The following is a 13,409-nucleotide window of genomic DNA, read 5'->3' as shown; positions in this document are numbered from 1 at the left end:
CATTAGTGAGAAAAATACGCTTTAATCCACAATCTATTATCCAAACCCTGTCTTGATAAAAACACCCCAACGCTTACTGAGAATCAAAGTAACGTTGGGGTGTTGTATTGAAAGCCCATTTAAATTCCTCCCTCAACATCACTTCTTGGATCGACGTAATTTCTGCTAGCAATAGAAACCGGTTGCCTTGTGATCACACTCGTTCCTGCCCAAGATGGATTCGGCGACAAATAAGTCAGCTGAATTGCTTCACACGGGAGCTAACGTATTGTCGAAACGAGAAAAACTGAGATGCCGTCAGGCTTTCCTTCCCCCCGAAGTTTTACACCTGAAATCATCATCTCCAGATCAATTAACCGCTTTCGAACCTAGATCAAACAACATTCTACTGGTTGGTTTATAAATAAAATGTCTTTCGGATTTTTCTAATAAGGATTAGCAAGAAAAATAGAGGTATGAAATCTTACATAAAGCAATCCTGACGGTGGTCCATCAGCTAAAGGAAGCGAAACAATGAAAACTAAAATCGATAGCAAAACCCAGTTAATCAATACCGCTTACCGATTGTTTTTAAATAAGAGCTATAACAGTACAAGTACCAGTTTAATCTGCGAAGAAGCCAGCATAAACAAAGGCACGTTTTACCACTTCTTTCATTCCAAAGCAGACTTATTAATTGCATGCATTAAATTGCACGGTGAAAATATCACAACCGATATTAAAGCACTTGAGAATTTACGTTTATCGGGCAATGAAAAGCTCCAGAAATTACTCGCTTTATTAACCCAACGAATTAAAGAAAAGTTTGACGAAGAAGGCAAAGTCAGCGGATGCTTTCTGGGCAACATCACCTTAGAACTCAGCACCATTGACAACAAAATTCGCAACGAAGTCATCAACGAAGCAACAAAAATTCAACAGGCAATGGCGTCGATCATCGATCAATATGCGCGAGAAAATAATCTTGCCATTGACGTAAAAAACGCCGCTGAGCAAGTTTATTCTTACATCCAAGGTTTGGTTTTAATGGCAAAGTTACATAACTCGCCATACAAACTGAAAGAGATAGAAAAAGTTATTCCACAATTAATAGAATCTTTTTCGCTAGAAAGTTGTGATGTGTAACGCAGTTGTTAATGTGGCGTAAAAAAACACGACACTGAAATTCTAATAATGAAAACTTAAGATCCAACAAACAAGTGGCACCAAATGCCCAATTACTGAAAACTATACAGTGCCACTTATCGATCTGGTTTTAAACTATTGAATAACAGCCGCTGGATACGCGTTAACTGGCAAATTCAAAGCTTCTTCCCACGGCAACCAAGGTAATGAAGTACGGACACCATTAAGCATGTGTTCGTAGCCTTGGCCAAGGTAACCATAAACACGAATTCCGAATAAATTCAGTAATACGCTGGTGGTTTTACCTTTTGATTCTTCAGGACTCTCGCTCGTTTGCAATGCTTCTGCAAATAAATCTTCGAAGTGCTTTAACTGCTCAACAACAACAGTAGCAAGTGCGTCATCGCCGCTTGATTTAAGCTCTAATTGACTCTTAACAAGAAAACAGCTGCAGTATTCTGTTTCTTGTGCTTCACGCATCATTCTTAATAAAACGTTGCAAATACCGATGTCAATTGAAGACGCTTCGCTTAATTCTTTTGTTAAATTTTCAAAACTGGTTTTTGAGTAGTAGCGCAGTGCTTCCTCAAACAGACCTGCTTTGCTACCAAAGGCATTATACAAGCTACCTGGCTGCAAACCGGTGGCTTGAAATACATCTTGCATAGAAGCGGCTTGATATCCGCGTTGCCAAAACAGTTGCATTGCAGCATCTACCACTTCCGTGCGATCAAATTTTGCTTTAGCCATGATGTATTTCCTCTCTACCTAAAAAGGCCAAAAAAGTAAATGATATTATTGTAAATGTGTGTATCTAATATTGCGCGTGCGTTCAAAAAGCAATTATACGCGCCACAAAAAAAAATTAAACCACTATTCAAAGGAATTTAAGCGCATTTAATCGAATAAACCCTGCTTGTCTAAAAAACTGTATTCACAGGAAAACAACCATCATCCTGAACACGGATTACAAAAAACATTTGTAATTTCAAAGGCGTTTTAGCACGATAAATTTTTACACTTAATACGCAAAAATTGGTAAAACCAACATCCTAATTAACCATTCGCGACAATTGTTACTGCTGATATTTTCAGAGTTTTTATGAACCTTGCTTGGATCTACACCATCAAACTCGATATATAAAATTCAATAACTGATATTTTTCAGCAATAAAATTGATCGAAATTACCGTCCGACAAAACGCATCTAACACTCATAAAAAATCGGATAAATAGTAGTCTCTAATAAAAGAGATCACTTAACTTCAACACTTTTATTAATTTGTGACCAAATTATCCAAATGTAAAAAATAAATCAGATACAACCTTGAGCAGTTAACGCGTATTTTACAGCGGAGCCAATACAGCAGCCTTCGTTGGGTTATCGAAGCATTTATTCGTAACAACACGAATTAAACCAAGATAAACAAACCGCAGCTAAAGCAGTGTTACCCACTAAATAGAATCGCCTATCTAGTAAAGTACTCACCTAATAAATCCGGGCATTTAATCGGGAAAACGACAAAAACCGTGTTTTCTATATTACTAATCCAGTTTAACCGGATCTCCAGCCTGCCTGTTACCGATAAACCCACTGCGGGTTAACCAGGCTCATCTTCTATAGATAACTTCTATAAATACAGAACCTTAATGTATCTGATCCTTTAGTCGTTATCTTTAGCTATTAGATTCGTACCAAAGAATAACAACCAATGCTTTGTTATCGGCTAGTCTTCCAAAGCTTGATAAAATACAAAATTAAATAACGCTATTAAGGAAAAATTAACTCACGCTAAATTTAATGAAAAATTTCTTATCAAGAAAACTATCGATTATCGGTATTAAATTTATCTGAAAAATAATACCGAATAAAACAATGACAAAAATTAAACAACAAGGTTCGAAATTATTTATAGGACACTATTCATCGTACGATTTAATGTTTCGAAAAATGATCAAACCGGCTTACAAGTTATTTTAGAAATTAGCTTTTATTTTTAGGATCATCGAATATATCAATAAAGATATGCATCTCAGAATACAAATGAATTATAAACGACAACCTAAAAAACAAACGGTATTTAAAACCGGTGTTTACAATTATTTTACGCATGACGTGAGATAAATGATATTAACGTTTTTCTACTGAATAAACACAAATCTATGGAATACCAAGAGAAAAAGATTCCTGACATTAAAGAAGCAAACTAATCTTGTGCATCTGTCAAAGAAAATTGATACGCCGAATTATTTAATGTGTGTATTCAGGTTACGTTTATCTTTAGCAAAAAGTCCTTACCAAAAAGTCTTTACCAAAAAGTCTCTATCAGGTGTATTTCTATCAAGATCTTATTTTACAAGGTCTTATTTTAGAGTAACCAAACACTGCCTCGTTATTTTTCACATGTTCTCTAACAATGTAAAAATTAATCAAATCAGCATTCGAATTAAATCAACAACTTAAATTAACAACTAACCTCTAAAATAAAAATACAATTACAGCGCCTACTTAATTCTAAATAACCTTATTAGTTTTAGGTAACCCTAAAGCCCTCTATATAAAAAGCTGTAGGAAAAACTATATTAATTAGGCCACTATTAATTATAAAAATATAAATAAACTCAACTAATTTAAGAATATAAATAAACTTAACGACTGTTTATAAAAACACAGCAACGGAACCGGTAAGATTCATTGAGCAAATATTTTGCTAATTATGTATTTAAACTAAGGAGAGCTTAACCACACCAAAACCCGATAACGCATTGTTATGCCAAATTTCTAACAGTCTACTATTTTTAATAATAGTTCCAAAACAGTAAACTATCAAATAATCTCACAAGATTCCAACACCTTTACAATTGCAAACCTGTAACTGCAATTGAGAACCGATCCTCTTTTTTTGGGTTTGCTTGGTGTTATTATTTATTAAGACTGGGTAAATATTAGCAGTATTTTTTTAATAACCTTGCTATCAATATTTAAAACATCGGTAATATCAAGACCACCCCGTTAGAACAGATTAACTCAGCTCTTAATGCATTAAGCCACAAGCATTTTATTCAGATCATTAAACAGAAAATTGATTTTCCAAAACGCAACAAATCCTTCGTCACGTCAATTTATCATTTCTAAACATTTTTCCTCGCGCACTCAATTTTATATTTGAAAAAAGAAATATAAATACCCTATTTTCTCTGTACACATTCATAAAATCACTGAAAAATACTGGCTTTACTTTTTACATTTATGCATCACAGCTACGAATAACTTTCACAAATGAGACAATAACTCTGAAAAAGTTAAAGAAGACTCAATAAAGATAAGAATAACAAGCGAGTAAAAAACAGTTGAAACCGGCAGTTTAGAACAGACAAATGCACCAACGGGTGCGCCAACAATGACAATTGGCATGGCAGCAAAAATACAATTAATAACTTCCTCAGTTAATGTTTTATTAATAAAAAAATTAAAGCCGCTAGCAATCACAGAAATAACCGCCATTACCACTACCGAGGTTGCCGTTGCTTTTTTTAAGTCTTTTTTTAGTAACATGGTGAGTGTTGCAAACAGGATGATGTCTACACCAGAACCAACAACACCACTGAGAACACCGCCTAAAAACCCAATTGCGGGAAATAACCACATTTCTTTTATGTCATTATCATCACACTTCATCCGATGATGACCGAGAAACATCAAAATAAACGCAAACGACAGCAACAGAGAACTGAATACCGTTTTCGTCATTAATTGCGGCAAGCTGTCGGCAATCCAAATTAAAGAAATCAGCACCCCTGGAATAGCACCAACAAGAGTATGTTTTGCCGCTTGGCTGAAAATGGGTATTTTACGGCTAAAGATAGTAATGCTCGCCGCAGTCATGCCAAAGCTTTGAATGCCCAAAGAGAATAATTTTGCCGTAATTGGAGTGATAGAGAGTAATTTCGTCAGCACTGGGAAAGCCACAGCACCACCACCTAAAGCTGTGCCTCCAGCAACAAATGACCCAAAAATCATGGTGATGGCAATGGACAAATGTATCTTGAAGTTTTCGATGGCCCAATCCGGGCCGCGGTAACTCAGCCAGAAACCTAATATAAGGAGCGGGAAAATGACAAATGCATAATCTCGTGTATAGCCAATGAATCGCTGCATTACATTACAGGAACCTCTAATTAACGCCAAAACCGTCCGGATAAATTGATATCTGACTCATTAGATATATTAGCTAATATTTTGCTGCTCAAGTGGATTCTTAACGCACTGACGCACTTCCAGCTCGCCAAATAGAATTTAAGAAATGTCCTTTAAGACACGCCGTTAAGAAATACATAAGGAGTACATGTAAGGAGCATATAAAGAGATACGCGAATTTCCCAAGGGAAAATTCACGTTACAGATTAGGGAAAGACAAATAGATAAGATAAACGAAGCAAACAGGCAAACAAACTTGTTAAAAACCCAAACTGCTTATTTAACTCAGAGTGTCTCGGGCAATACTTTTGCTATTGACCTAGGAAACTTGCGAACCTTGCAATGCGTTTTGAGAATAACTTAATTCCAATAAATTAATAGCCTGATACAACACCGCCAGTGCGCTGGCTACGTCCTCTGGAATCACAGCTTCGTCAGGGTGGTGACTCAATCCTCTCGGACTTCTCAAAAACAACATCGCCATCGGGCAAACTTCTGCCAAGGCCATGGCATCGTGACCCGCACCGGAAGGCAATTTTTTCACGGAAAGTCCATGACCAAATGACTGCTCGATAGCGTCAGAAAAAATAGCCTGATACTCAGCATCACACAATACCGCTGGTGCTTGGTGGGTATGATTCCAACTCAATTCTAAATTGCGCCGTCCGGCAATCGCTTCTGCAACATCGTTAATTTGGTCAATCGCGTTATCCCGAACTAAATCGCTTTGCGAACGAACATCCAATGAAAGAATGGTATGTCCGGCGATAACATTCACGGCACCGGGCTTGGAAAACACTTGCCCCACCGTTGCCACTAAATCACCACCAATGGTTTTGGCAATGCGCTCAATGGACAAGATCAGCTCGGCGGCACCGGCTAAGCTGTCTCGCCGTAAATGCATTGGCGTCGTCCCTGCGTGGCCAGCCTGCCCTTTCAGTTTAATCATTGAACGTTTGGCACCGGCAATGCCAGTCACAACGCCCAGAGGTAAATCTTCGGCTTCAAGCACGGGCCCTTGCTCTATATGAAGTTCCCAAAAACCCAGTACCTGATCGGGGTTGAGTTGCGCAGACGCACAATGCTTGGGATCTAAACCAAAACGCTCCAGCGCTTCGCGCATGGTTACGCCGGAGTCATCTTCAATGGCCAACCAATCTTCTTGCCATTGCCCCGCCAGTGCCTTAGAACCAATTAACGTGGTGCCAAAACGCGTGCCTTCTTCATCGCAAAAACCCACCACCTCAATAGCAAACGGTAATCGACGATTCTCCGAATTTAATTGCGAAACCAATTCAATCGCGGCCAACACACCTAAAATACCGTCGTAGCGACCGGCGTAAGGAACGGTATCTAAATGCGAACCGATGATTAACTTAGGTGCGCCTTCAAGAGAACCTTCGTATCGCCCCCACTGATTACCCACCTGATCCTGCCAAGTGGTCATTCCCGCTTCAATCATCCACTGGGAAACCTGAGCATTGGCTTGGGCATGCTCGGGCGTGAGATAAGCACGTAAAATACCGTCGCTCAATGCCGAAAAACCTGCCAAGGTTTCACAGCGATTCAGCAACCGATTAGCACCGCGATGTCGATCCAGTTTTTTTTGCATACCTTAATAATCAAACGTTGTTGAATGAATTAGACTCGGCATAAACTTCCAGTGCCGCCATGATGCCAGCGCTGGCCGTAAAGGAATGTCCGCCGATTCTGAGTAGAGTTTCGAGTGCTGCTAGGGTGGTTAAAACCGTGTCTTTTCTGGCGTTGTAACCCATAGTGCCTACGCGCCAAATTTTGCCCGCCAATGGGCCAAACGACGTCCCAATTTCGATACCAAAATCCAACAACAACACTTTGCGTAATTCTTCGCCGTCGATACCGGCGGGAATATTCACGCCAACGACGTTAGTCATTTTATGACTTTGATCGCCGAACAATTCCAAATTCATGGCCGACAAACCTTTTGCCATTGCGTGACCGTGAAGTTGATGACGAGCGATGCAATTATCCAAACCTTCTTGCAAAACAATGCGGGCGCATTCGCGCGCGCCGTACAACATGGTTGTTGCTTCGGTGTGGTGATTGAGTCTTTCTTCGCTCCAATAATCCAGAATCATGGGTAAATCAAAATAATTAGAGCGGATGCGCGTACCTTCGCCTTCTTGATGGTGATCAGCGCGGATACCGGCTTCCACGTGGTGGCGTTTGCGAATGTGCTCAACAAAGTTGTCGCTTAAGGTAATCGGACCACTGCCCGAAGGGCCACCCAAACATTTTTGCAAACCACAAGACACGGCATCGAGTTGCCACTCGTCCACCAACATGGGATTACCAACAATTGACGCGGTAGCATCGCAATACAACAGAACGCCATTTTTCCGACAAAATTCGCCCAATTCTTCTAAGGGCTGCAACATAGTCGTAGAAGTGTCGCCTTGGACAATGGCCAACATGGTTGGCTTAACTTTTTTAATCGCCTCTTTAATGACACTGGCAGGAAATACCTGTCCCCAAGGGGCTTCAATCGTGTGCACATCAGCACCGGCACGCTCGGCAATTTCCGTTAGCAAATGACCGAAGCGACCAAACACCGGAATTAAAACTTTGTCGCCAGGATTAATTGCAGACACCAAACACGCTTCAATCGCTGCACGTGATGTGCCATCAATTAACAATGTCCATTGATTTTGAGTTTGAAAAATATCGCGATACAGACTCATGGTTTCGTTCATGTAATCCGTCATTGCTGGGTCGTACTGCCCCACCAATTGCGCAGACATTGCTCGCAACACTCGCGGATCGGCGTTAATTGGACCGGGACCCATTAACAAACGTGCAGGAGGATTAATTTGGCCGTGTTTTTTGTAATCAAACATAATTTATCCTCACACTAATGCACTGATAACTTGAATTAACATACGAACACCCGTAATTGCCAAAACAACGGCAAACACTTTTTTCAACATGGCACCATCGAGCTTTGCGCCAATTTTTGCACCCACTGGAGCAAACAAAACCGTCAGAGGCACAATGGCAACTAAGCCAGGAACATTAACTAAACCAAAGGTATATTCAGGCGCATTAACCGGAGTTTGGCCTTGAATTAACATCATTAACGCACCGGGTAAGGCAATCAATAACCCGAATGCCGCGGCAGTTCCTACTGCTCGGTGTGCGGCAACATTAAATGCTGTTAACGTTGGAACACCCAGCGTGCCACCGCCAATACCGACCATTACCGAGAAAAAACCAATTAAAGACGCAATAACACCTTTTCCAGGACCTCTTGGTAAGGATTCCGCCAGAGGTTTTGCTTTTGCGCGAAACAACATATTGGCAGACACCAAAACGGCCATAACACCAAACAACGCACTGAAGAAATGCCCGGTAACAATGGTTACCAAATAACTGCCAACTAATACGCCAACAACCATAAATGGCGCAAAGCTTTTTAATAAATCCCAATCGACATTGCCTTTACCGTGATGTGCACGAATGGACGAAATTGACGTAGGAATAATTGTGGCTAACGATGTACCCGTTGCAACCACCATGGCCGTTGCAGGATCAACACCCAACCCTTGAAACACAAAATACAACACCGGAACAATAACAATTCCGCCACCAACACCTAACAAACCTGCCAAAATTCCAGCAAAAATCCCGGTAAAAATCAGTGCGATAAAAACCGGTAACAATTCCATTATTTGATCCACAAACAACTCCAAAAAAATACGTAAAACATTCTGATGATTTGATAACTCGGTGCGAATTTATTAATTCACAACCGCTTGCAGTGCCGCACCGTCACTTCGTGGATCGGTTGCTACTTGTAAATCACCATTACGATCTAAAATAATGCCACCGGCGTGTCCCATCATTTCAATTTGACTGGGCACACTGGCAACTTCATGACCGAGTTTATGCAACGAGTCACCCACCTCGTTAAATAAATTCTCTTCAATTTTTAAATTATTACTGACATCACCCCAGGTTCGTCCCAACAACCAACGATCTTTCGCAATGGCTTCGTCGAGAGGTAAACCTTCATAAATATGACGCGCAAAGAGAGTTGCTTGCGTTTGCGGCTGACCTTCACCGCCCATAGTTCCGTAACTGAAACGGCGCCCGTCGTCGAGCAACGCAAAAGCGGGATTTAGGGTATGCAAAGGTTTTGCGTACGGGGTTAAATGGTTGTGATGATTTTTATCCAAATTAAAACTTAAACCGCGATTATTCCAAACCAATCCTAAATCAGGAATCACCACACCGCTGCCAAATTCCCAATAAATACTTTGAATAAACGACACCATAGTACCGTCTTTATCCAACGCTCCCATCCAAATGGTATCTCCGTGCTCGGCAGGCTTCGGCCAAGGTAAAGCAGCGTTAGAATTAACATTCTCCGCTAAGGAATCTAAAAATTTGGGATCTAAAAATTCTTGTGCCGCTTTATTCATACGAGCGCGATCGCACACGTACTGATCACGAATTAAAAACGCTTGTTTCGTACACTCAACAATATGGTGTACTCGCTCGGTTTCACTCCAACCTTTTTGATAAACGCGATCGTACAAACCCAAAATCATTAATGAAGCCAACCCTTGAGTCGGCGCGACCATGTTAAACAATTGGCCTTTCGAAATTTTTGTGGTCAGAGGGATAACTTGTTCGGCGTTAAATTTAGAAATATCTTCGCCAGTAATTGGGCTATCAACATTAGCCAAACCACTGATGACCGATTTAGAAATATCGCCGCGATAAAAATCCATCAACCCCAAATCGGATCGAATTAAATGATCGATCATATCCGCCAAACAGGGATTTTTGAGCGTACCACCAGCTTTTAATGTTTTTCCATCATCAAGATAAACATCTGAAAACGCCGAAAAACCGTTTAATTCATCAAAGGTTTTTTCAGAAGCCGCTTGTAAGCTCTCCGTAATCGTAATGCCTTTTTTGGCAAGTTCGTAGGCAGGATCTAACAACCGAGATAACGGTAATGCCTTGCTGTTATTAGAAATCTCACGCGCTAAATGCCACCCGGCAATCGTTCCCGCTTGAGTAATGGCCGCTAATCCGCCTCGGTTGGGAATGGCCTCTAAATTTTTCTCGGCCAATATTCTTTGGTAATGGTCAATAGTCGCCAAAGAACCAGAGCTGCCACAAGCATCGATTGCGACAGGTTCGTGACCCGGTTTTTGAATCACCCAAAACCCGTCGCCACCTAAACTGTTCATATGGGGATAAACTACAGCAATCGCCGCCGCTGCCGCGACCATAGCATCAACGGCACTACCGCCTTCTTTTAAAACAGACAAGCCAATTTCGGCCGCTTCACTGTGGGGCGCTGTAAACGCTACATTTGCCATAATAAATCCTGTATCAAATTCTATTTTTAGATATTTTTATTGTTAACTTCGCGGTCGTCGATCAATTTAGCCAAATTCAACACGGCTTGATCTGATAAATACTGGCCAATTAACGAAACACCCCACGGAGCGTGTTGATCATTCATTAATGGCAAACTGATTTGCGGCGCTTTTGCCAAACCCGCAGGCGCGGTAAGTCCCATTAAATGATTTCGATAACTGGCTAATTCATCGTCTGCCATTGTCAGCTTAGGCGCAGCACCGGGTGTGGTTGGGCACAAAACCGCTGTTGCTGAATCAGTAATAAATTCCTGCTGCCAATAGGCCAAAAATTCCTGCGCTAACAGCTCGGCGGAATCTTCATCCGCTTGAGTTAAGCTTTTGCACCATTGAAGCCGCGCACTAATATCGTCGGCAAAGGTGGGCTCAGCACCTTCAATCCAATCACCGTGTTCCCGCCAAATTTGTCGGCCTTGCAGTGCACGAAAGGCATCGCTGGCTTTGGCACACATTGCTTGTGGTAACTCTTTTACGCAGACATCAGAAACAATTGCGTTCAGTTTCGGTAATAACGCATCCACAATGGCTTTCCAATTCGATAACGCCTGTACCGATAACCCTTGTGGTAACGCCACCACCAACCGTTCAATCTTACTCGAAGGCTGTTCTGGCACTAGGCAGCTTGTAACACGGTGCAAGGTCGCAAAATCCCGTGTTAGCCAACCGACGGTATCAAACCCCGGTGCCAAACCGACCAAGTTATCCACAGCCACAACACCATGAGACGGGCGGAAACCGTACAGCCCATTATAACTGGCTGGCACGCGAATAGAGCCGCCGGTATCGGTTCCTAAACCAATATCTATTGTGCCATTGGCAACGGCGACCGCAGAACCGCTGCTGGAACCGCCGGGAATGCGTGTGTTATCAGCTGGGTTGATCGGCGTTCCATAATGGCTGTTCACACCATTCAAGCTGTAAGCAATTTCATCGGTGAGGGTTTTTGCGGTTAGCTCAGCACCCTGCTCGATCAATGTTTTAACCACCGAAGACGTCGAACTAGGCGTTGGGTGAGTCTTCAACCAATCGGGATTGCCCGCCGTGGTTGGTAAGCCCGCGATATGGAACAAATCTTTCACACCCAAACGCAAGCCGGACAAACTACCATTTTTATCTGTAATACAGTCAGGAATTTGGTAATTGGCGCAATCTAATTGGATTTCGGCAGCAGTGTTCATAGCGGCACGCAATGGACCTCGGGTTCAATTTACAAAACAAAAGATTCTTACAAAACAATAGGTACTTACAAAGCCAGTAGGTACTTGCAAAACAAGGATTCGGGCAGGATATAAGATTGATAAATCAATCTGAGTTTGGCATAACCTGACCAATTGATCAACTTTTAAATCGCAACTTTTCTAACATGTGCCACTCGAAACAAACAAATGCCACACTGAATTGATGAATATTAATTGAATAAAAAGAGTTTTTAAGTTGATCGACCAAACCGAAATAAAGCAACCTTTGATAAAGACCAAAATTATTTCGCGGTGATTAATTTCATGATGATCAGTTTCTAGGTTATAAAATCTAGAAATCTGACGAGTGTGTGATTGGTAGTGATTTTTTCTAAACAACCACTACCAACTACACATGCTGCTTTAAAGCTAATTGGCGCTAATTAGATTGAGCGACAGAATCGATTTTATCGAGCCAGGTTTGTTTTTCTTGATCAGTTAAAAAGCTGGCTAAAATACTGTTTTTTGCCAACAAAATAATTTGTTCTTTAGAAGGATTTAACGCTTCATCAACCGCATGGAAATTCTGATTCATATAACCGCCGAAATACGCCGGGTCATCTGAATTAATCATCACGCGCAAACCACGATCGAGCAATTCTAACAGCGGATGCTCTTGCATTTGTGAGTACACACACAAACGCACATTCGATAACGGACACACCGTAAGCGCAATATTGTCTTTGGCAACGCGATCCATTAATTCATCACTTTCGGTAATTCGAACGCCGTGATCAATGCGATCAATCTTTAAAATATCCAACGCTTGCTCAATGTATTGCGCTGGGCCTTCTTCTCCGGCGTGAGCAACCAATTTCAAACCCGCTTGTTTTGCTTTAGCAAAAACATTGGCGAATAAATTAGGCGGAAAGTCACGTTCAGAAGAATCCAAACCGACACCGCTGATTAAACTGAGCCAAGGCTGCGCTTCATCCCACGTTTTTAAAGCGTCTTCCTCTGGTAAATGACGGAGGAAACACAAAATTAATTGGCTGGTAATTCCGAGTTTTTCTTCACCGGCAACCAGTGCTTTGTGAATACCTTGAATTACATCAGCAAACGGTACACCGCGACTGGTATGGCTTTGTGGATCAAAAAATATTTCGCAGTGAACAACATTATCCTCTGCGCAATGTTCCAAATAAGCCCAGGTTAAATCAAAAAAGTCTTGCTCAGTTTGCAGAACATCGGTTGCCTGATAATACAAATCCAAAAAGGACTGTAAATCACTAAAATTGTACTTGGCTGCTAATTCTTGTGCATTCGCATAAGGCAGTTTTATATTATTTCTCTCGGCGAGCTGGAAAACCATTTCTGGTTCCAAAGTGCCCTCAATATGCAGGTGTAATTCTGCTTTTGGAATTTTTTTTATGAGTTCTGAATTACTCACGGTTTGTTCTCATGTAATTAGTATTA

At 41.3% G+C, this 13,409-nt stretch carries 9 protein-coding genes; 1 reads left to right on the top strand and 8 read right to left on the bottom strand.

The window, feature by feature from the left end; genetic code table 11:
- The first annotated feature begins 513 nt into the window (after positions 1–513).
- The gene (locus LU361_RS09855) at positions 514–1,125 is read left to right on the top strand and encodes a TetR/AcrR family transcriptional regulator (RefSeq protein WP_233088674.1); all 612 of its coding nucleotides are present in this window, start codon (positions 514–516) and stop codon (positions 1,123–1,125) included.
- A gap of 135 nt (positions 1,126–1,260) precedes the next feature.
- On the opposite strand, the gene LU361_RS09850 is transcribed toward LU361_RS09855, so the two are convergent.
- From LU361_RS09850 to LU361_RS09815, 8 genes are all read right to left on the bottom strand, one after another.
- Positions 1,261–1,875 carry a TetR/AcrR family transcriptional regulator gene (locus tag LU361_RS09850; protein ID WP_233088673.1) on the bottom strand — a complete coding sequence of 205 codons (615 nt, stop codon included), beginning with the start codon at positions 1,873–1,875 and terminating at the stop codon, positions 1,261–1,263.
- A gap of 2,524 nt (positions 1,876–4,399) precedes the next feature.
- Entirely contained in the window at positions 4,400–5,284 is an 885-nt protein-coding gene (locus LU361_RS09845; protein ID WP_233088672.1) for a sulfite exporter TauE/SafE family protein, read from the bottom strand.
- A 358-nt stretch (positions 5,285–5,642) separates the two neighbouring features.
- Entirely contained in the window at positions 5,643–6,935 is a 1,293-nt protein-coding gene (locus LU361_RS09840; protein WP_233088671.1) for an allantoate amidohydrolase, read from the bottom strand.
- Between the two features lie 10 nt (positions 6,936–6,945).
- Positions 6,946–8,199 (bottom strand): pyridoxal-phosphate-dependent aminotransferase family protein, encoded by a 1,254-nt coding sequence (locus LU361_RS09835; protein WP_233088670.1) that lies wholly within the window; start codon positions 8,197–8,199, stop codon positions 6,946–6,948.
- 9 nt (positions 8,200–8,208) lie between these two features.
- The gene (locus LU361_RS09830; RefSeq protein ID WP_233088669.1) at positions 8,209–9,039 is read right to left on the bottom strand and encodes a sulfite exporter TauE/SafE family protein; all 831 of its coding nucleotides are present in this window, start codon (positions 9,037–9,039) and stop codon (positions 8,209–8,211) included.
- 60 nt (positions 9,040–9,099) lie between these two features.
- The gene (locus LU361_RS09825) at positions 9,100–10,695 is read right to left on the bottom strand and encodes a gamma-glutamyltransferase family protein (RefSeq protein WP_233088668.1); all 1,596 of its coding nucleotides are present in this window, start codon (positions 10,693–10,695) and stop codon (positions 9,100–9,102) included.
- A 26-nt stretch (positions 10,696–10,721) separates the two neighbouring features.
- On the bottom strand, positions 10,722–11,933 hold the full coding sequence (locus LU361_RS09820; RefSeq protein ID WP_233088667.1) for an amidase: 1,212 nt from the start codon (positions 11,931–11,933) through the stop codon (positions 10,722–10,724).
- Positions 11,934–12,372: 439 nt separating this feature from the next.
- Positions 12,373–13,383 carry an adenosine deaminase gene (locus tag LU361_RS09815; RefSeq protein WP_233088666.1) on the bottom strand — a complete coding sequence of 337 codons (1,011 nt, stop codon included), beginning with the start codon at positions 13,381–13,383 and terminating at the stop codon, positions 12,373–12,375.
- Between the last annotated feature and the right edge of the window lie 26 nt (positions 13,384–13,409).

This window comes from Sessilibacter corallicola (genome assembly GCF_021290925.1).
In the GTDB taxonomy this organism is placed as follows: Bacteria; Pseudomonadota; Gammaproteobacteria; order Pseudomonadales; family Cellvibrionaceae; genus Sessilibacter; species Sessilibacter corallicola.
This window is presented reverse-complemented; position numbering and strand designations above follow the sequence as displayed.

Coding starts and splice junctions, on each gene's coding strand:
- LU361_RS09855 (WP_233088674.1), top strand. CDS start 514: ATGAAAACTAAAATCGATAGCAAAACCCAGTTAATCAATACCGCTTAC.
- LU361_RS09850 (WP_233088673.1), bottom strand. CDS start 1,875: ATGGCTAAAGCAAAATTTGATCGCACGGAAGTGGTAGATGCTGCAATG.
- LU361_RS09845 (WP_233088672.1), bottom strand. CDS start 5,284: ATGCAGCGATTCATTGGCTATACACGAGATTATGCATTTGTCATTTTC.
- LU361_RS09840 (WP_233088671.1), bottom strand. CDS start 6,935: ATGCAAAAAAAACTGGATCGACATCGCGGTGCTAATCGGTTGCTGAAT.
- LU361_RS09835 (WP_233088670.1), bottom strand. CDS start 8,199: ATGTTTGATTACAAAAAACACGGCCAAATTAATCCTCCTGCACGTTTG.
- LU361_RS09825 (WP_233088668.1), bottom strand. CDS start 10,695: ATGGCAAATGTAGCGTTTACAGCGCCCCACAGTGAAGCGGCCGAAATT.
- LU361_RS09820 (WP_233088667.1), bottom strand. CDS start 11,933: ATGAACACTGCTGCCGAAATCCAATTAGATTGCGCCAATTACCAAATT.